Annotated in this window: 16 protein-coding genes and 1 tRNA gene; 8 read left to right on the top strand and 9 right to left on the bottom strand. The window is 64.1% G+C overall.

Annotation, left to right across the window (positions count from 1 at the left end; genetic code table 11):
• The first annotated feature begins 38 nt into the window (after positions 1 to 38).
• Positions 39 to 1,622: a phosphoglycerate dehydrogenase gene (gene serA / locus K3152_RS07600; protein WP_221573496.1), complete on the top strand. Its 1,584-nt coding sequence runs from the start codon at positions 39 to 41 to the stop codon at positions 1,620 to 1,622.
• A 28-nt stretch (positions 1,623 to 1,650) separates the two neighbouring features.
• Positions 1,651 to 2,763 carry an ATP phosphoribosyltransferase regulatory subunit gene (locus K3152_RS07595; protein WP_221573495.1) on the top strand — a complete coding sequence of 371 codons (1,113 nt, stop codon included), beginning with the start codon at positions 1,651 to 1,653 and terminating at the stop codon, positions 2,761 to 2,763.
• Here the strand turns inward: K3152_RS07595 and K3152_RS07590 are convergent.
• The 3 genes from K3152_RS07590 to K3152_RS07580 are packed head-to-tail and all read right to left on the bottom strand — an operon-like array spanning position 2,760 to position 5,158.
• On the bottom strand, positions 2,760 to 3,365 hold the full coding sequence (locus K3152_RS07590; RefSeq protein ID WP_221573494.1) for a glutathione S-transferase: 606 nt from the start codon (positions 3,363 to 3,365) through the stop codon (positions 2,760 to 2,762). The genes K3152_RS07595 and K3152_RS07590 overlap by 4 nt on opposite strands.
• Entirely contained in the window at positions 3,358 to 4,299 is a 942-nt protein-coding gene (gene trhO, locus K3152_RS07585) for an oxygen-dependent tRNA uridine(34) hydroxylase TrhO (protein ID WP_221573493.1), read from the bottom strand. Before trhO ends, K3152_RS07590 begins: the two co-directional genes overlap by 8 nt.
• A 40-nt stretch (positions 4,300 to 4,339) precedes the next feature.
• The gene (locus K3152_RS07580; protein ID WP_221573492.1) at positions 4,340 to 5,158 is read right to left on the bottom strand and encodes an aldo/keto reductase; all 819 of its coding nucleotides are present in this window, start codon (positions 5,156 to 5,158) and stop codon (positions 4,340 to 4,342) included.
• Between the two features lie 125 nt (positions 5,159 to 5,283).
• Here K3152_RS07580 and K3152_RS07575 point away from each other — a divergent pair, with 125 nt between their 5' ends.
• Positions 5,284 to 6,573 carry an adenylosuccinate synthase gene (locus K3152_RS07575; protein ID WP_221573491.1) on the top strand — a complete coding sequence of 430 codons (1,290 nt, stop codon included), beginning with the start codon at positions 5,284 to 5,286 and terminating at the stop codon, positions 6,571 to 6,573.
• Positions 6,574 to 6,610: 37 nt separating this feature from the next.
• Here K3152_RS07575 and K3152_RS07570 read toward each other — a convergent pair.
• A tRNA-Val gene (locus K3152_RS07570) sits at positions 6,611 to 6,685 on the bottom strand.
• 85 nt (positions 6,686 to 6,770) lie between these two features.
• Positions 6,771 to 8,651, bottom strand: a complete 1,881-nt coding sequence (sppA, locus tag K3152_RS07565; protein WP_221573490.1) for a signal peptide peptidase SppA — start codon at positions 8,649 to 8,651, stop codon at positions 6,771 to 6,773.
• A gap of 112 nt (positions 8,652 to 8,763) precedes the next feature.
• Between sppA and K3152_RS07560 the strand changes: the two genes are divergently transcribed.
• Entirely contained in the window at positions 8,764 to 9,789 is a 1,026-nt protein-coding gene (locus K3152_RS07560) for an aspartate carbamoyltransferase catalytic subunit (RefSeq protein WP_221573489.1), read from the top strand.
• Positions 9,786 to 11,012 carry a dihydroorotase gene (locus K3152_RS07555; RefSeq protein ID WP_221573488.1) on the top strand — a complete coding sequence of 409 codons (1,227 nt, stop codon included), beginning with the start codon at positions 9,786 to 9,788 and terminating at the stop codon, positions 11,010 to 11,012. Before K3152_RS07560 ends, K3152_RS07555 begins: the two co-directional genes overlap by 4 nt.
• 75 nt (positions 11,013 to 11,087) lie before the next feature.
• On the opposite strand, the gene K3152_RS07550 is transcribed toward K3152_RS07555, so the two are convergent.
• The 3 genes from K3152_RS07550 to K3152_RS07540 are packed head-to-tail and all read right to left on the bottom strand — an operon-like array spanning position 11,088 to position 13,944.
• Positions 11,088 to 12,413 carry an SPOR domain-containing protein gene (locus tag K3152_RS07550; protein ID WP_221573487.1) on the bottom strand — a complete coding sequence of 442 codons (1,326 nt, stop codon included), beginning with the start codon at positions 12,411 to 12,413 and terminating at the stop codon, positions 11,088 to 11,090.
• Positions 12,414 to 12,453: 40 nt separating this feature from the next.
• Positions 12,454 to 13,194 carry a hypothetical protein gene (locus K3152_RS07545; RefSeq protein ID WP_221573744.1) on the bottom strand — a complete coding sequence of 247 codons (741 nt, stop codon included), beginning with the start codon at positions 13,192 to 13,194 and terminating at the stop codon, positions 12,454 to 12,456.
• 33 nt (positions 13,195 to 13,227) lie between these two features.
• Positions 13,228 to 13,944: a ParA family protein gene (locus K3152_RS07540; protein ID WP_221573486.1), complete on the bottom strand. Its 717-nt coding sequence runs from the start codon at positions 13,942 to 13,944 to the stop codon at positions 13,228 to 13,230.
• A gap of 289 nt (positions 13,945 to 14,233) precedes the next feature.
• Here K3152_RS07540 and K3152_RS07535 point away from each other — a divergent pair, with 289 nt between their 5' ends.
• The 3 genes from K3152_RS07535 (at position 14,234) to bfr (ending at position 16,397) form a co-directional block, all read left to right on the top strand.
• The gene (locus K3152_RS07535) at positions 14,234 to 15,514 is read left to right on the top strand and encodes a DUF418 domain-containing protein (protein WP_247713264.1); all 1,281 of its coding nucleotides are present in this window, start codon (positions 14,234 to 14,236) and stop codon (positions 15,512 to 15,514) included.
• A 71-nt stretch (positions 15,515 to 15,585) separates the two neighbouring features.
• Entirely contained in the window at positions 15,586 to 15,780 is a 195-nt protein-coding gene (locus tag K3152_RS07530; protein ID WP_040965057.1) for a (2Fe-2S)-binding protein, read from the top strand.
• 125 nt (positions 15,781 to 15,905) lie between these two features.
• Positions 15,906 to 16,397 carry a bacterioferritin gene (gene bfr / locus K3152_RS07525; protein ID WP_040965055.1) on the top strand — a complete coding sequence of 164 codons (492 nt, stop codon included), beginning with the start codon at positions 15,906 to 15,908 and terminating at the stop codon, positions 16,395 to 16,397.
• Here the strand turns inward: bfr and K3152_RS07520 are convergent.
• Positions 16,394 to 16,606: a hypothetical protein gene (locus K3152_RS07520; RefSeq protein WP_221573485.1), complete on the bottom strand. Its 213-nt coding sequence runs from the start codon at positions 16,604 to 16,606 to the stop codon at positions 16,394 to 16,396. The genes bfr and K3152_RS07520 overlap by 4 nt on opposite strands.
• Positions 16,607 to 16,676 lie beyond the last annotated feature (70 nt).

Here is a 16,676-nt window from a genome sequence, read left to right as displayed (position 1 = left end):
CCGGCGACCTGCCGGGAAAACGACAGGAATATTCCGTCATGAGCAAACCCAAAGTCCTCATCAGCGACAAGATGGACCCGAACGCCGCGAAGATTTTCGAAGAGCGCGGCTGCGACGTCGATGTCATCACCGGCGAAACACCCGAAGAACTCAAGGCCCGCATCGGCGAATACGATGGCCTCGCCATCCGTTCGTCGACCAAGGTGACGCCCGAAATCCTCGATGCGGCGACCAACCTCAAGGTCATCGGCCGCGCCGGTATCGGTGTCGACAACGTCGATATCCCCTATGCCAGCGGCAAGGGCGTGGTGGTGATGAACACCCCCTTCGGTAACTCGATCACGACGGCCGAACACGCCATCGCGATGATCATGGCGCTTGCCCGCCAGATCCCGCAGGCCGACCGTCGCACGCAGGCGGGCGAATGGCCGAAGAACGATTTCATGGGCGTCGAGGTGACCGGCAAGACGCTAGGCCTGATCGGCGCGGGCAATATCGGCTCGATCGTCGCCAGCCGTGCGCAGGGCCTGAAGATGAAGGTCATCGCCTTCGACCCCTTCCTGACCGAGGAACGCGCGCTGGAAATCGGCGTGGAGAAGGTCGACCTCGACACGCTGCTGGGCCGTGCCGACTTCATCACGCTCCACACGCCGCTGACCGACGAGACGCGCAATATCCTCTCGGCGGAAAACCTCGCCAAGACCAAGAAGGGTGTGCGCATCGTAAACTGCGCGCGCGGCGGTCTTATCGACGAGGCGGCCCTCGCCGAAGCGCTCGACAGCGGACAGGTTGCAGGTGCGGCGCTGGACGTGTTCCAGACCGAGCCGGCAAAGGACTCGCCGCTCTTCGGCAAGCCCAATTTTATCTGCACCCCGCACCTCGGCGCCAGCACCACCGAGGCGCAGGTCAATGTCGCGCTGCAGGTGGCCGAGCAGCTTGCCGACTATCTGGTAAATGGCGGCGTCACCAATGCGCTCAACATGCCCTCGCTGAGCGCCGAGGAGGCGCCCAAGCTGCGGCCCTACATGGGCCTTGCCGAAAACCTCGGCAGCCTCGTCGGCCAACTTGCGCATGGCAATCTCACCAAGATTTCGATCGAGCGCGAAGGCGCGGCGGCTGAACTCTCGGGCAAGCCCATCGAGGGTGCGGTGCTTGCGGGCCTGATGCGCCAGTATTCGGACACGGTGAACATGGTCAACGCGCCTTACCTCGCCAAGGAGCGCGGTCTCGATATCCGCTCTATCCGCCATGAAAAGGAAGGCGCTTACAACACGCTTATCCGCGTGACCGTGGGTACGGAGCAGGGCGATCGCTCGGTGGCCGGTACGCTCTTCGGCGCCGATGCCCCGCGCCTTGTCGAAATGTTCGGCGTGCGCATTGAGGCCGAACTCGAAGGCCACATGCTTTACATCGTCAACGAAGATGCGCCGGGTTTCATCGGCCGCATCGGTTCGCTTCTCGGCGAGAACGGTATCAACATCGGTACCTTCAACCTTGGCCGCCGCAATGCAGGCGGGGAAGCGGTGCTACTGCTGAGCGTCGACCAGCCCATCCCGGACGATGTCGTCAAGAAGGCCTGCGCGCTGGAAGGCGTGAAGACGGTAATGCCTCTGGCATTCTAAATCGCGATAGGGCAGGGGACGCGCCGCTATGACCAAGCCAGACGATCTCCTGCCCATCGGCCTCGAAGACGCGCTGCCCGCGCGTGCCGCCACCATCACCCGCGCCATGCGCGACGTGTTGAAGGCAATGGACAGCCATGGCTACGACCGTGTGCGTCCGCCACTCATCGAGTTCGAGCAGTCGCTGGCGGGCCGTATGGAAGGCGTGGCGACGCGCCGGATGGTGCGCTTCACCGACCCCGAAAGCCTGCGCACGCTGGCCTTGCGCGCCGATATGACGGTGCAGGTCGGGCGCATTGCCGCAACCGGCCTCGCCGATGCACCGCGTCCTTTGCGCCTCTGCTATGCGGGCGATGTGGCGCTGCTCAAGGCGGACCAGCTCGACCCGGCGCGCCAGCGGTTGCAGATGGGCGCCGAACTTATCGGCAGCGATAATGTGGCCGCAGCCATCGAGGCGGTGACTGTCGCGCTCGATGCGCTCGAAGCCGCCGGCGTGACCGGCCTCTCGGTCGATCTGACGCTGCCCGACCTCGTCGACACGCTGGCCGAGGATGCGCTGCCGCTCGCCGACGACAAGCGTGAGGCTGTGCGCCGCGAACTCGACATGAAGGATGCAGGCGCTCTCAAGGCAGCGGGCGGCGATGCGTACCTGCCGCTGCTCTATGCGACCGGCCCATTCGACGAGGCTATCGAGAAACTGGCCGCGCTCGATGCCGGCGGCGTTCTCGCGAGCCGTATCGCGGCCTTGCGCGAGGTGGCTGGCACTCTGGGCGACCGCGTTCGCCTGACGCTTGACCCGTCCGAGCGCCATGGCTTCGAATACCAGAGCTGGTTCGGCTTCACCGTCCACGCCAGCGGTGCACGCGGTGCTCTCGGGCGCGGCGGGACCTACGCCATCAAGGGCAGCGACGAGGCCGCGACGGGCTTTTCGCTCTACATGGAGCCGCTCCTCGAAGTCCTCGGCACGGACAATGGCGAGCAGCGTAGGACCGTCTTCCTTCCCGAAGGACACGACCGCGAGCTGGCGGCGCGCCTGCGCGGCGAGGGCTGGCGGACCGTTGCCGCAAACGCGGAAAGCGATGATGCGAAAGCTCTTGGCTGCACGCACGTTTTTGAGGGTGGCGAGCCGAAACCGCTCTAGGCGGCTTTCCACTGGTCGTGCTTGGCCATTATGCCGGTGAACAATTCCGAGCCGGTGAGGCCGGCCAGCCACTTATCGACGTGCTTGAGTCCCTGCGCGGCAAACCACTCCTTGTCCGCATTCACGAACTGGCGGACGAAGGGAAAGATGGCGATATCGGCAAAGCCGCGCTTTTCGCCGCAAAGGTAAGGTGAGGTCGCGAGGCGTTCGTCCAGCACCCGCAAATGCTCGGCAGCTTTTGCTCCGTGTTCCTCCGGGTCGACATCGTCGTAGCGCGTCGAATATTTGTAGCGGTCTAGATGATGCTTGAACGGCCCGTCATTGGCCGCCAGCAGTTCCTCGTCCTGCCGTTCCAGCCAGCCCTCGGGATCGCCCTGCGCCAGCGCCCAGCGCATGATGTCGAGGCTTTCTTCGAGTATGCCTGCATCCTCGGTCACCAGCACCGGCACGGTGCCCTTGGGCGAGGCTTCAAGCATCTCGGGAGGCTTGTCGCGGAGCACGACTTCGCGGTGCTCATAATCGGCGCCGCTCACGCTGAGCGCCATCCGTGCCCGCATTGCATAGGGACAGCGGCGGAAGCTGTAGAGGATTGTCTCAGCCATCCTCTTCCCTGCGACCGATATGTTCGTCCCCGCGCGCCTCGGCGAGTTTTGCCTGCCGGTGACGTTCACGATAGCGGGCGCGCTGTTCCTCGCTGCGCTCGTCATGGCACTGGTGGCAGGAGACGCCTTCCTCATAGTGCTCATGCGCAAGGTCCGCCTCGGACAGCGGGCGGCGGCAGGCGCGGCACAGGCTGTGCGTGCCGACATCGAGGCCGTGCTTCACGCTGACCCGCTCGTCGAAGACAAAGCATTCGCCCTGCCAGCGGCTGTCCGCCTCCGGCACATCCTCGAGATATTTCAATATGCCGCCCTTGAGGTGATAGACCTCGTCCAGCCCTTCGGACTTCACGAAGGCAGTCGATTTTTCGCTGCGGATGCCGCCGGTGCAGAACATGGCGATTTTGGGTGTGCGCCCCTCGGCCTCGAACTCGGCGCGGCGCGCGCGGAACCACTCGGGAAATTCGCGGAAGCTCTTCGTTTCCGGGTCGATGGCGCCCTCGAATGTGCCGATGGCGACCTCGTAGTCGTTGCGCGTATCGATGAGGATGGTGTCGGGGTCCGAAATCAGCGCGTTCCAGTCCTGCGCATCGATATAGGTCCCCACGCCCTCGACCGGGTCGAGGTCGGGCTGGCCCATGGTCACGATTTCTCGCTTCAGGCGAACCTTGGTGCGGTGGAAGGGCATCTCCTCCGCGCGCGATTCCTTCCAGTCGAGGTCCGCGCAACCGGGCAGGGCGCGGATGTAATCGAGCACCGCTTCGATGCCCTCGTCGCTCCCGGCGATGGTCCCGTTAATGCCTTCGCTTGCCAGCAGGAGCGTACCGCGCACGCCATTGTCCTCCGCGCAGGCCAGCAGGCCCGGCTTAAGCGATGCAGGGTCGTCGAAGCGCGTGAAATGGTAGAGCGCTGCAATGCGGATAGGCAGATTGGACATGTCGGCGCGCAGATAGCAGCACGGCGCGCCGCTTTCACCCCTATTCGTTGAGTTCGCTGGGATGCGGACCCATCCGGCCATCGGGGTCGTCGAGAGCATCGATGCGCTCCATCTGTGCGTCCGACAACTCGAACGACAGCGCCTTGAAATTCGCTTCGATATGGTCGCGGCTCGAAGCCTTGGGGATGGGACAGAGGCCATGCTGGATATGCCAGCGAAGGATGACCGCGCTTTCCGGCTGGCCGGTCTCGTCTGCAATCGCCTGGATCACCTCGTTCGACATGCCCTTGCCCTGGCCGAGCGGCGACCAGCTTTGCGTCACTATGCCCAGTTCTTCGTGCACCTTGCGCATTTCGCGCTGCTGGAAGCTGGGGTGAAGTTCGATCTGGTTGAGTGCGGGCGTCACGCCCGTCTCGTCGATGACGCGGCGCAGGTCCTCCTCGCGGAAATTGGAGACGCCGATGGACTTGGCCTTCCCTTCGTCGCGCAGTTCGATGAAGGCCTTCCACGTCTCCACGAACAGGTCCTTCTTCGGGCAGGGCCAGTGGATCAGCAGCATGTCGACATGCTCGCGGCCCAGCCGTTCAAGGCATTTGTCAGCGGCTTTCTTGGCGCGCTCGTAACCTTGGCTCTCGTTCCACACCTTGGTCTGAAGGAAAATGTCCGACCACTCGCCCACGCCTTTCCCGACGCCTTTTTCGTTGCCATAGATGGCCGCGGTGTCGACAAGCCAGTAGCCCACATCGATGGCGGTCGCGACGGCCTCGGGCGCGTCCTCTTCTTCCATCTGCCATGTGCCGAAGCCGAGTTGGGGTAACTGGCGGCCATCGTTGAGGTTCAGCGTGGGATAGTCGGTCATAAGGTCTCCTTTGCCCCACCAATGAAAGAACAGGCGGGATGTTTCCGCCTTGTGCCTTGCCCCGTGCCCCATATGCGCCTAGTGCCGCGCGCGTTTGAGCTTCCTTCCAGCTGAAAGAATTCCCGATGGCCAATGTAACCGTAATCGGCGCCCAGTGGGGCGATGAGGGCAAGGGCAAGATCGTCGACTGGCTCGCCAGCCGCGCCGATGCCGTGGTCCGTTTCCAGGGCGGGCACAATGCCGGCCACACGCTGGTTGTCGGCGATACCACCTACAAGCTCAGCCTGCTGCCGAGCGGTATCGTGACCGGAACGCTCAGCATCATCGGCAATGGCGTGGTGCTGGACCCGTGGCACCTCAAGAGCGAGATCGAGAAGCTCGAAGGGCAGGGCGTCACGATCAATCCCGACAATTTCGCGATTGCCGACAATTGCCCGCTGATCCTGCCGATCCACCGCGATCTCGACGGCCTGCGCGAAACCGCGGCGGGTTCGGGCAAGATCGGCACCACGGGTCGCGGCATCGGCCCTGCCTATGAAGACAAGGTCGGCCGCCGCGCGATCCGCGTGTGCGACCTGGCCCATCTCGACAGTCTCGAGCCGCAGCTCGACCGTCTCTGCGCCCATCACGATGCCCTGCGCGCCGGTTTTGACCAGCCGCCCGTCGATCGCGAGCGCCTGCTCGACGATTTGCGCGGAATTGCGGACTTCGTTCTCCAGTTCGCGCAGCCGGTGTGGAAGCGCCTCAAGAAGGTGCGCAAGGCGGGCGCGAAAATCCTGTTCGAGGGCGCGCAGGGCGTGCTGCTCGATATCGACCACGGGACCTATCCCTTCGTCACCAGCTCGAACACGGTGAGCGGCACGGCGGCCTCGGGCAGCGGCCTCGGCCCCAGTGCGACCGGCTATGTTCTGGGTATCGTCAAGGCCTACACGACCCGCGTCGGCAGCGGCCCGTTCCCGACCGAACTGGAAGACGAAATCGGTCAGCGCCTCGGCGAACGCGGGCATGAGTTCGGCACCGTCACCGGCCGCCAGCGCCGTGTCGGCTGGTTCGATGCGGTCATCGTGCGCCAGAGCTGTGCCATCAGCGGCGTCACCGGCATCGCGCTGACCAAGATCGACGTTCTCGACGGCCTCGACGAGGTGAAAATCTGCACAGGTTATCGCCTGCGCAACAATGTCTACGACTACTTCCCCAGCCACGCCGCCGACCAGGCCGCGGTCGAGCCCATCTACGAAACAATGGAAGGCTGGAAGGAATCGACCGCCGGTGCGCGCAGCTTTGCCGACCTGCCCGCCAATGCGGTGAAATACGTCCAGCGCATCCAGGAACTCATCGAAACGCCCGTCGCGCTGGTCTCCACCAGCCCCGAGCGCGACGACACCATCCTGATGCGCGATCCGTTCATGGATTGAGAACCGGCCCGGCGCTGATCATCTCCGGGAAAGGAGATGGTGGGCGCGGCAAGGATTGAACTTGCGACCCCACCCGTGTGAAGGGTGTGCTCTACCACTGAGCTACGCGCCCGCCCTCTTGCGGCAGTCAATGCCGGGCAGGGGCGCGCCTTTACGCGGCGAATCGCCGCATGGCAAGCGCGCCCTCACCTGAAAATTCAGTCGCGGAAGAAGCCCACGAGTTTGGCGATGAAGCCGTCGAAGCTGCGCTCGCCCTGTGCCTGTGCCAAAGCTGGCGAAGGACAGGCGAGGCAGTAGGCCTGTACGCCCTTGGTACCGAGCAGGCGCTGCGCATCGAGCAGGATCATGCCCGCGCTAGCCCGCTGCTGTCCGGCCAGCATGGCGAAGACATCGCGTCCGCCTGCATCTTCCTCGCCGATAAGCATCTGGCGCAGGATCGTATCGGCCGTGCTTTCGCCATCGCCGAGGTAAGTGGCAGACCATTTGCCATCCTCGAGCTCGGCCTGTCCGGCGACCCATGCGAGCGCTTCGGCCATGCCGCCATATTCGTCGACGAGGCGCAGTTGGCGCGCGGTGCCGCCGTCCCAGACGCGGCCCTGGCCGACGGTGTCGACCTGGTCAAGCGTCATCTGGCGCGATTCGGCGACGCGGGTGAGGAAGTCGGTGTAGCCGTCCTCGATGCTCGCCTGCAGGATGCGGTCGACTTCGGGCGTGAAGCCGGCGATCGGGTCGGGCTGGCCCGAGAGCGGGCCTGTCTTCACCCCGTCGCTGTTGATGCCAATTTCGGCCGCGGCATTCTCGAAGGTCGGAATCATCGCGAAGATGCCGATCGAGCCGGTGATGGTCTCGGGCTCGGCAAAGATGCGATCGGCGGGCGTCGCCACCCAATAGCCGCCGCTCGCCGCGACGTTGCCCATCGAGACAGCGACCGGAATGTCCTTGGCCTTGTGGCGCAGGATGGCGTTGCGGATGACTTCGCTGGCCATGGCCGAACCGCCGGGTGAGTCGACGCGTACGACGAGGCCCTTGAAGTCGCGTTCGAGTGCATCGTCGAGCAGTTCCGCGATGCGGTCGCCGCCTGCCGTGCCGGGGCCGGCATCGCCATCGACGATGGTGCCGGCGATGGTCACCACACCGATTTCATTGCTTTCGCTGGGCCACGGATTGTCAGCCAGCCATGCGGTCAAGTTGGTGTGCGGATAGGCGCCGGGGGTTTCGTCCCACTCATCCTCGCCGACGAGTTCAGCGACGCGCTCGCCGAATTCGACGCGCGTGCCGAGGGTGTCGACCAGCCCGGCGTTCTTAGCTGCGAGCGACAAATCACCCCTGGCTGCCTCCACCCATTCGGCGGGGCTCTTGCTGACGAGGTCGAGATTGGCGGCGGGGCGGGCCTTCTTCACATTGGCCTGCCATTCTTCCCACAATGCGCCGTAGAGCGCCTGAGCGTTCTCGCGCGCGGGGTCGGACATGCCGCTTTCGGTGAAGGGTTCGACTGCGCTCTTATAGGTGCCGACCTTGTAGACGCGGGCGTTAATTTTCAGCTTCTCGAGCAGGTTCGCGAAGTAGAGGCGATTGCCGCCCGGGCCCGCCACGATGGCGCCGCCCATCGGGTGGAGCCAGACCTCGCTGGCATGCGCGGCGAGAAACACGCCGTCGTCGCCATAGGCGGTGGCATAGGCGAGCACGGGCTTGTCGGCCGCACGCACCCGGTCGAGCGCGGCGCCCACTTCGGCGAGATGGACCTGGCCTGCGCCCATGAAGCGGTCGAGGTCGAGCACGACGGCTTCGATACGCTTGTCGCTGGCGGCGGCATCGATGGCGCGCACAAGGTCGCGGGCCTGGTATTCGCCGACCGGCGTGCTGCCGGACAAGAGCGCGGCGAAGGGGTCTACCGGGGTGCGTTCTTCCACAATCACGCCGTCGAGTTCGAGCAGCAGGGCGCCGTCGCGTACCTGCGCAGGGCTGGGGCGTGCGGTCAGTATGGCAAACAGCGCTGCAAAGAAAAGCAGCATGAAGAGAAGGACGAGACCGTCCTTGATACCAACCAGCAGCCGCCAGACCTTGCCTGCAAAACGCATGTGAAACTCGTCCCCTGAATTTGTCCAGCTTCAAACCTAGGCGAGGCGGACGCGCTGCGCCACAGGAATATGCTTGAGGGTGGCATGGCTCTCGACTAAGGGCGTGGCTTTAATGACAGCTTCGCAAACCACGCCGCATGCGGCCCGCTATCCCGCGGGCGCGCAGGCCTTTCCGCATCGCGACCTGCTCGGCATCGGGCAGATGGAGCGCCACGAGATCCTGTTCCTGCTCGACGAGGCAGAGCAGTGGGTCGCCCTGAACCGCCAGAGCGCCAAGCATTCGGACGCGCTGGCGGGCCTCACCATCATCAACGCCTTCTTCGAAAACTCGACCCGCACGCTTTTGAGCTTCGAGATTGCGGGCAAACGGCTGGGCGCGGACGTCGTCAACATGCACGCAGCGCAATCGAGCGTGAAGAAAGGCGAGACGCTGATCGACACGGCGATAACGCTCAACGCCATGCGCGCCGATGCGATTGTCATCCGCCATGGTTCGAGCGGGGCCACGGGGCTGATTGCCGACAAGGTCGATTGCCCGGTCCTCAATGCGGGCGACGGGCAGCACGAGCACCCGACGCAGGCGCTGCTCGATGCGCTGGCGCTGCGCCATGCCTTGCGCGAGCGGGGCGAGAGAGCGGACGACTTTACCGGTCAGACCATCGTGATTTGCGGCGATATCCTTCACAGCCGTGTCGCTCGCTCCAACCTGCTGTGCCTGCAGGCGCTGGGCGCGACTGTAAGGCTCTGCGCTCCGCCTGCGTTGATGCCGGTGGGTATCGAGGCGATGGGGGCCGAGGTGTTCCATGATTTCGACGCTGCTCTCGACGGCGCGGACGTCGTCATGATGCTGCGGCTCCAGACCGAGCGGATGAGCGGCCAGTTCATCCCCTCGGCGCGCGAATACCACCACCTTTACGGGCTGACCAAGGCGCGGCTCGACAAGGCGAAGGACGATACGCTGGTGATGCATCCCGGGCCGATGAACCGCGGGGTGGAAATCGACAGCGAGGTGGCCGACCTCATCGACCGCTCCATCATCACGCGGCAGGTCGAGATGGGTGTCGCCATCCGTATGGCCTGCCTCGACGTGCTGACCCGCCGCGCCCGCGGGGTCGAGGGATGGGGAGATGCGGCATGAAGCAGGCTGCTTTCATCACCATCACCAACGCCCGCCTCGTCACGCCCGATGGGCTGCGCGAGGGTTCGCTTCGCATGGAAGAAGGGCGGATCGCCGCGCTCGGCGATATGCCGGGCGAGGGCGAGACTGTCGACGCGGGCGGCAAACTAGTCGCGCCCGGCCTCGTGGATTTGGGCGTTTTCGCCATCGACAAGCCCGCCTTCCATTTCGGTGGTATCACGCGCGCGGCGCTGATGCCCGATCAGTCTCCGCCGCTCGATTTGCCGAGCCGCGTCTCCTACATCGCCAAGAGCGGCAAGCCGGACTTCTGGGTCCATCCGCTGGCGGCGGCCACACGCGGCCTCGAAGGCAAGGAAATCGCCGAGATAGCGCTGATGCGCGAAGCCGGGGCGAGGGGCATCGCCACCGGCCGCCAGTGGATTTCCGACAGCGGAGCGATGCTACGCCTGCTGCAATATGCGGCCATGCTCGACATGCCGGTCATCGCGCACGCCGAGGATGCTGCACTGGTCGGCAGCGCGGTCGCAACGGCTGGCGAATATGCCACGCGCCGCGGCTTGCCGAGCGCTCCGGCAGAAGCTGAGGCCATCGCCATCGCGCGCGACCTCGCGCTGGCCGAGATGGCGGGCGCGCGCCTCCATTTCCGCCAGGTCACGACCCGCGCGGGGCTGGACCTCGTACGCAAGGCCAAGGCGGCGGGTCAGCAAGTCACCGCTGGTGTCACCCCTGCACATTTCATGCTCTCCGACCTCGCCACTGCCGAATTCCGCACCTTCGCCCGCCTCTCGCCCCCGCTACGCAGCGAGGACGACCGCCACGCGGTGCGCGAGGCGATTTCCGACGGCACAATCGATGTCGTCTCGAGCGGCCACGACCCGCGCGGACCGGAAGACAAGCGCCTGCCGTTCTCCGATGCCGAGCCCGGCATGGCCGGGGCGGAAACGCTGCTCGCCATGGTGCTTTCGCTGGTACGTGACGAGGTCATCGATATATCCCGCGCCTTCGAATTGGTCGCGACCAATCCGGCGCGCCTGCTGGGCGTGGAGGCGGGAAGCCTGAGCCAAGGATACGAAGCCGACATCGCCATCGTCGATGCCGACAAGCCATGGGTCGTCCAGAGCGCCATGATGGCAGCGACGGCAGGCAACACGCCCTTCGACGGCCAGCCCACGCAGGGCCGCGTTACTGCGCTCTGGAAGGGCGGGGTCCCGGTCGAGCTGTAACCGGATAAGAAAAGGCCCCTTCCGGACGGATCCGGAAGAGGCCCAAGGCTCGGTGGTATTGGGTTTGCGCGGGGGTTACCGCGCTGCGACCCGTACATTCCCGTTGTCGAGCAGTGCGCCCGGCAGCGGGTTGTTCTGGGCGTAGGCGATGCAACCACCCCCCTTGCCCTTGACGCTGGAGCACATGGCCCGCGCCGAATCCTTGGCGTAACCGACTGCCGCGACGCGGTAGTAGAGCTTGCCGTTTACCCGTGCCTTGCTGATCACGCGCTGCGCATCGGCGAGTTCGGGATACATCTTCTGGAATTTGGTCCAGCCTTCCTCGGCGTCGGCTTGCGAGAAGTAGGAGCCGAGTTGGATGTTGTAGTCACCCGAGGCGAGCGAGAGGCGCGGCGCAGATGCCGGAGCCTTTGCTTTTACCGGAGCCGGTGCCTTGGCTGCAGGAGCCGGAGCTTCGGCGAATGCCTGGGCCACGCTGGGCGCGGGCTTTGCTGCCGGCTTCGGAGCAGGCTCGTCCGGGAGCGAGGCGATGATGACCGGCTTAGGCTCATCTTCACCATCGTCTTCCACGTCGAACACGATACGTTCGATCGGAGCGGGCTGGCTTGCGGGAAGCTCTTCAGCGAAGGCGAGTTCGGTCGCTTCCGCTTCGACATTTTCCGAAGCGAGCATTTCCACGCTCGGATTGTTGTTCAGCGCGAGCATGGCCGGCTGGCCCGGGTCGTTGACAATCTGCGTCTTGAGCAGGCTGGCCACACGGACACGATACTGTTCAGGACGTGCGATGGCGCCCCACTCGGCCATGCGCTCGCCAACCTGGTCGGCAGGCACGTCTTCGGCAACCATGATGCGCGCTTCGCGCCACTGGCCGCTCATCGCGTAGGCATAGGCGAGGTTCTGGCGCACCTTGGCGGTGTTGTTGCCTGCACGAAGCGTGTTCGAAAGGACATGCACGCCGCGCTGCGGCTGGCCGGCCAGTGCGATGGCAAGACCGAAGTCTGCCGGGTCGATGGCGGCTTCCTGGCGCTCGAGCACGTAGATCGCCTTGGCGCGGTCACCCATGCCGGTCAGTGCCAGCGAAAGGCTGATGGTGGTGCGCGGCGAATTGTCGCCGAGCGCGATGGCGTCTTCGAAGCTCTGCGCTGCCGATGCGAAGCGGCCTGCTTCGAGATAGGCATTGCCGAGCAGCGTGCGGCTGTAGGCATCGCGCGGGCTGGCAAGGACTGCCTGCTCGGCGTGAGTGACGGCCTTGTCGGCCTTGCCCTTGGCGAGTGCGACTTCGGCCTTGTCCGAGCTTTCGGCAAAAGACGGCGCAACCTTGCCGCTGCATCCGGCCAGAGCGGTGGATGCGAGCGCCGTGGTGACGGCAAGCCGGATGAAGGTTGAGTTCCTGGTGTTCATTACATTACCCCTCAAAAGGCGATCCCACGTCCTTCAAGTTTCAATTCGGCCTGCGCTGCACCTGGGCGGCGAGCATGGCTATTTCCGGCATTTCAGCCAGCAGGCCATCGAGAGCGTCGGTCACGAGCTGCTGTGCGCTGCTGCCGCGAACGGTGCAGGCGAGGCGCAGCATCAGGTGACGCTCCGGATCGAGACGCAGCGTGAAGGCTGCACGCTTGCCCTTGGCAGCCGCTTTCGAGCGGGCCGGGGCAGGCTTGATGGCTTTGGGAAGTACGGCGGGAGCGGGCGCTTCCTCGGCGACCTCTTCCTCGAAGTCCTCATCGTCCTCGTTATCGGCCTCGATCGCCGGCTTGCCTTCCAACTGGTTGGCAATGCGGTCGAGCGATTCGCGGACCTGGTTCTGGCTGGCGCCGCTGTCCTTCGACTGCAGCGGGTTCAGCGAAACCACGCGGTTCGATTCGTCTTCGGCTGCGTACTCTTCATCACCCTCGACGAACTCGCGCTCGTCGATCGGGGGAAGGGCAGGCTTCTTGATGAGGCTCGATTCCGACAGCGATGCCGAACCACCGAGCGCGGCCTTGGGCGCTGCAACAGCTTCAGCGGCCTGCTGTTCGGGCGCGTCCTCGCCCATGTCGTTCCAGCCCAGGTCCTCGAGATTAGCCGCGGCGGCAACGCCGTCGACCGGTCCGAGCACTGCCGATTGCGGACGCATGGCAGGCTTGGCGCCGCCCTTGCGTGCAAGCAGGGTCGAAGAAAGAGAAGCGAAATTGGCGTCTGACATCCGGCTGGCCTCCGCCTTTCCTAAAAGTTGCTCTTACTGGGCGACCCGACGGCCGAAGCCACCGGCGGGACGATAGGCACCGGGCTGCTGGGCCTGTTGGCCGGGCGCAGTGAAAACGGTGCGGCGGAACTGCTTTTCGAGGCGGTCCGAAATATACTTCCACAGCGCGGTAATCTCGGCCGAAGAACGGCTTTCCGGATCGACTTCCATCACCGTGCGGCCGTCGATCATCGAGGCGGCGAAATCGGTGCGGTGGTGGAGCGTAATCGGGGCGACGGTGCCGTGCTGCGACAGGGCGACAGCGGCTTCCGAAGTGATCTTCGCCTTGGGCGTTGCCGCGTTGACCACGAAGATCAGCGGCTTGCCGGCACGTTCGCAAAGGTCGACGGTCGCGCCGACCGCACGAAGGTCGTGCGGGCTGGGGCGTGTCGGGACGACGATGAGCTCGGCAACCGAAATGACCGACTGGATGGCCATGGTGATTGCCGGCGGCGTATCGATGACGGCAAGCTTGAAGCCCTGCTGGCGAAGGATCGCCAAATCGGCTGCAAGACGGGCGACGGTGGTCTGTGCGAATGCAGGCAGTTCAGCCTCGCGCTCGTTCCACCAGTCGGCCAGCGACCCCTGCGGGTCGATGTCGATCAGGACGACCGGACCTGCGCCCGCTCGCTGGGCCTGAACGGCCAGATGTCCGGAGAGCGTGGTCTTACCCGATCCGCCCTTCTGCGATGCCAATGCCAATACACGCAAGGCTAGGTCCCCCTGTAGGCCTGTATCTTCACTCTTGCCGCGTCATTGCGGCGGTCTCGAATTGGGGAAATCGCAGACTACCCCTAATTTAGGGTTAATAACGTTCAACTTTTGCCGCCTGGCACTGGGTCGAACCTCGGTAACCCGCCGTTTGCCTTCACTCCGGCCAAAGGCGGCATTACGCCCTTGCGTTGGTCGAAAGCTGTGAACTCTTGGGCGAGGAGGGCTGCCGCATGGCGCTCTCCGGCCTAGGAGTTCTCGGCACTATCTAGGGGGAAGGGGTAAACAGATGATGTCGGAGCATGATTCGGTCGCGGCCACGCCGGACCGGCCGCAGCCTGTCGCAGTGACGGGCGGTCGAATCGGCAGCCTCGACTTTATCCGCGGGATTGCCGTCATGGGCATCCTGGCCGCCAATATCATGGCGATGGGGCAGCCATTTACTGCCTATGCTTTCCCCGAAGCCTTCACCGTGCCGCATTCCGAGGCGGAAGACTGGATGTGGGTCTGGCAACTGGTGCTGGTCGACGGGAAGATGCGCGGGCTGTTCACGCTCCTCTTCGGTGCGGGGCTTTACCTCTTCCTTGAGAAGGCGTGGGCGAAGGGGGCAACCACGGGGCTACAGGCAAAGCGCCTCCTCTGGCTGGGATTGTTCGGCCTCGTCCATTTCTATTTCATCTGGCGGGGCGACATCCTGTTCTTCTATGCCGTGTCGGGGCTGGTTGCGTTGCTGTTCATCGGCCTTAGCGCCCGCAAGCAGTTGGTCCTCGGCATCCTTGGATATATTGCGGGCGGCATCCTTTATGGTGCCCTGTTCGGCTTCATGCAGAATGTCGCCGACGGTCCCGCCGCTGACAATGTCGCACTCGAATCGGTCCAGGCTGAGTTTGTGAAGGCTGCCGATGCGGATCTTGCCGATGGCCGTGCGGAAAGCGAAATTAGGCAAGAGGGAAGCTACCTCGATTATGTGGCGCATAATTTCGAAGCGCATGCGTTCGACCCGCTGGCCTCGCTCATGATGTTCGCCTTCGAGACCTTGCCGCTGATGCTTATCGGGATGGCGCTTTATCGCATGGGCTTTTTCAGCGGCGGCTTTTCGAATCGCAAGATGCGGCTGTGGGGCCTGATAGGGCTCGTAGCGGGTGGCGCGCTCACCTTGTGGATTGCCCTGTCGGCGAAGGCGGGCGGCTTTACCTATTACGGCGCATTGGCGGCATTCATGGGCTGGTCGCACTTCCCGCGCATCTTCATGACACTGGGCATCGCCGCACTGCTCGTTTCCTTCGCCCCTGCGGCGGGCGGCTGGCTGTCCGAACGTGTTTCGGCAGCGGGACGAGCGGCCTTCACCAATTATCTCGGCACCTCCGTGGTCATGCTGCTGGTGTTCGGCAATTGGGGCCTCGACCTGTTCGGCGCATTGGGCCGGAGCGAGCTCTACCTCGTCACCATCGCGGCATGGCTGGTCATGCTCGCATGGTCCAAGCCCTGGCTGGAGCGCTTCCGCTACGGGCCGCTCGAATGGCTCTGGCGCTGCCTCACCTACGGACGACGATTCCCGCTCAAGCGCTGACGTCTTGCTATTGAGAATGATTCGCACTACATCTGCTTTTGCGAATCAATCTCAATGGAGCGCAGGGCCGTATGTACGTCTGCATTTGCAATGCCATCAGGGAAAGCGAGCTTCGGCGCGCGGCCAAGCATTGCGCGGGCGATGCAGAGGCCTGCTACGCTGCGCTGGGCAAGCGCCCCGCATGCGGCACCTGCCTCGACGATGCCGAGGCCATCCTCTTCGAAGAGCGCGAAATGGCCTTCGAACCGGCTACTGTCGCGGCCTGACTTCTCGCTACTGACAATCGCTTGCAACTGGCGGAATTCCGCCGATTTTTCTCCATCCTGCTCTTGCGTGGATGCGCGGGCAAGCACATAATCCTCCGCGTCAGTTCACTAGGTGGAGAGGTGCCATGAAGGGCGACCCCAAGGTTATCGAATTTCTCAACAAGGCGCTCACCAACGAACTGACGGCTATCAACCAGTACTGGCTGCACTATCGCGTGCTGGCCGATTGGGGCGTGACCAAGCTCGCCGAATACGAGCGGCACGAGAGCATCGACGAGATGAAGCACGCCGATATTCTGGCAGAGCGCATTCTCTTCCTTGGCGGGCTTCCCAACTTCCAGGCGATCCACAAACTCAAGGTCGGCGAGACGGTCGAGGAAATCCTGAAAGCCGACCTCGCGGTGGAGATGGAGGCCATCCCGCTGCTGAAGGACGCCATCGCCCATTGCGAGACCGTCCGCGATTTCACCACCCGCGAAATCTTCGAGCGGATTCTCGAAAGCGAAGAGGAGCATGTCGATTTCCTCGAAACGCAGTTCGACATGATCGAGCGCATGGGGCTGCAGAACTACGTCCAGCTCAATTCCAAAGCAGCGGGCGAGGGCGAAGAGGGCTAGTTCGTACCCAATTCCCAGAAAGTCCCGTGCATCCCGCCATGCTTGGTCAGGCGGGACAGCCGCCGTCCGTCCTGCCACAATTCGGCATCGCCGGCGGGCACGTTGATATCGGTAATCGTCAGCGCGGTGGGCACGTCGAGCGCGTCCATCCGGATGGTTTCCCCCTTCTCGTCATAGCGCGAACACAAGGCAATCTCGATGCGCGGCATGGCACGTCTCCTTATTGGTAGGAAAGGTGATGCGCAGGAAATTGTGAACGCGAGACAACCACTTGCATAC

It is taken from the genome of Qipengyuania polymorpha (assembly GCF_019711435.1).
GTDB classification, from domain to species: domain Bacteria; phylum Pseudomonadota; class Alphaproteobacteria; order Sphingomonadales; family Sphingomonadaceae; genus Qipengyuania; species Qipengyuania polymorpha.
Note: the sequence above shows the minus strand (reverse complement) of the source record. Positions and strands in the feature narration are given on the sequence as shown.

Excerpts from the sequence above, each read along its gene's own strand:
- K3152_RS07530 (WP_040965057.1), top strand. The coding sequence starts at position 15,586 with ATGTACGTCTGCATTTGCAATGCCATCAGGGAAAGCGAGCTTCGGCGC.
- K3152_RS07560 (WP_221573489.1), top strand. The coding sequence starts at position 8,764 with ATGACAGCTTCGCAAACCACGCCGCATGCGGCCCGCTATCCCGCGGGC.
- serA (WP_221573496.1), top strand. The coding sequence starts at position 39 with ATGAGCAAACCCAAAGTCCTCATCAGCGACAAGATGGACCCGAACGCC.
- K3152_RS07535 (WP_247713264.1), top strand. The coding sequence starts at position 14,234 with ATGATGTCGGAGCATGATTCGGTCGCGGCCACGCCGGACCGGCCGCAG.
- bfr (WP_040965055.1), top strand. The coding sequence starts at position 15,906 with ATGAAGGGCGACCCCAAGGTTATCGAATTTCTCAACAAGGCGCTCACC.
- K3152_RS07580 (WP_221573492.1), bottom strand. The coding sequence starts at position 5,158 with ATGACCGACTATCCCACGCTGAACCTCAACGATGGCCGCCAGTTACCC.
- K3152_RS07590 (WP_221573494.1), bottom strand. The coding sequence starts at position 3,365 with ATGGCTGAGACAATCCTCTACAGCTTCCGCCGCTGTCCCTATGCAATG.
- K3152_RS07595 (WP_221573495.1), top strand. The coding sequence starts at position 1,651 with ATGACCAAGCCAGACGATCTCCTGCCCATCGGCCTCGAAGACGCGCTG.
- K3152_RS07555 (WP_221573488.1), top strand. The coding sequence starts at position 9,786 with ATGAAGCAGGCTGCTTTCATCACCATCACCAACGCCCGCCTCGTCACG.
- K3152_RS07550 (WP_221573487.1), bottom strand. The coding sequence starts at position 12,413 with ATGAACACCAGGAACTCAACCTTCATCCGGCTTGCCGTCACCACGGCG.
- sppA (WP_221573490.1), bottom strand. The coding sequence starts at position 8,651 with ATGCGTTTTGCAGGCAAGGTCTGGCGGCTGCTGGTTGGTATCAAGGAC.
- trhO (WP_221573493.1), bottom strand. The coding sequence starts at position 4,299 with ATGTCCAATCTGCCTATCCGCATTGCAGCGCTCTACCATTTCACGCGC.
- K3152_RS07575 (WP_221573491.1), top strand. The coding sequence starts at position 5,284 with ATGGCCAATGTAACCGTAATCGGCGCCCAGTGGGGCGATGAGGGCAAG.
- K3152_RS07520 (WP_221573485.1), bottom strand. The coding sequence starts at position 16,606 with ATGCCGCGCATCGAGATTGCCTTGTGTTCGCGCTATGACGAGAAGGGG.
- K3152_RS07545 (WP_221573744.1), bottom strand. The coding sequence starts at position 13,194 with ATGTCAGACGCCAATTTCGCTTCTCTTTCTTCGACCCTGCTTGCACGC.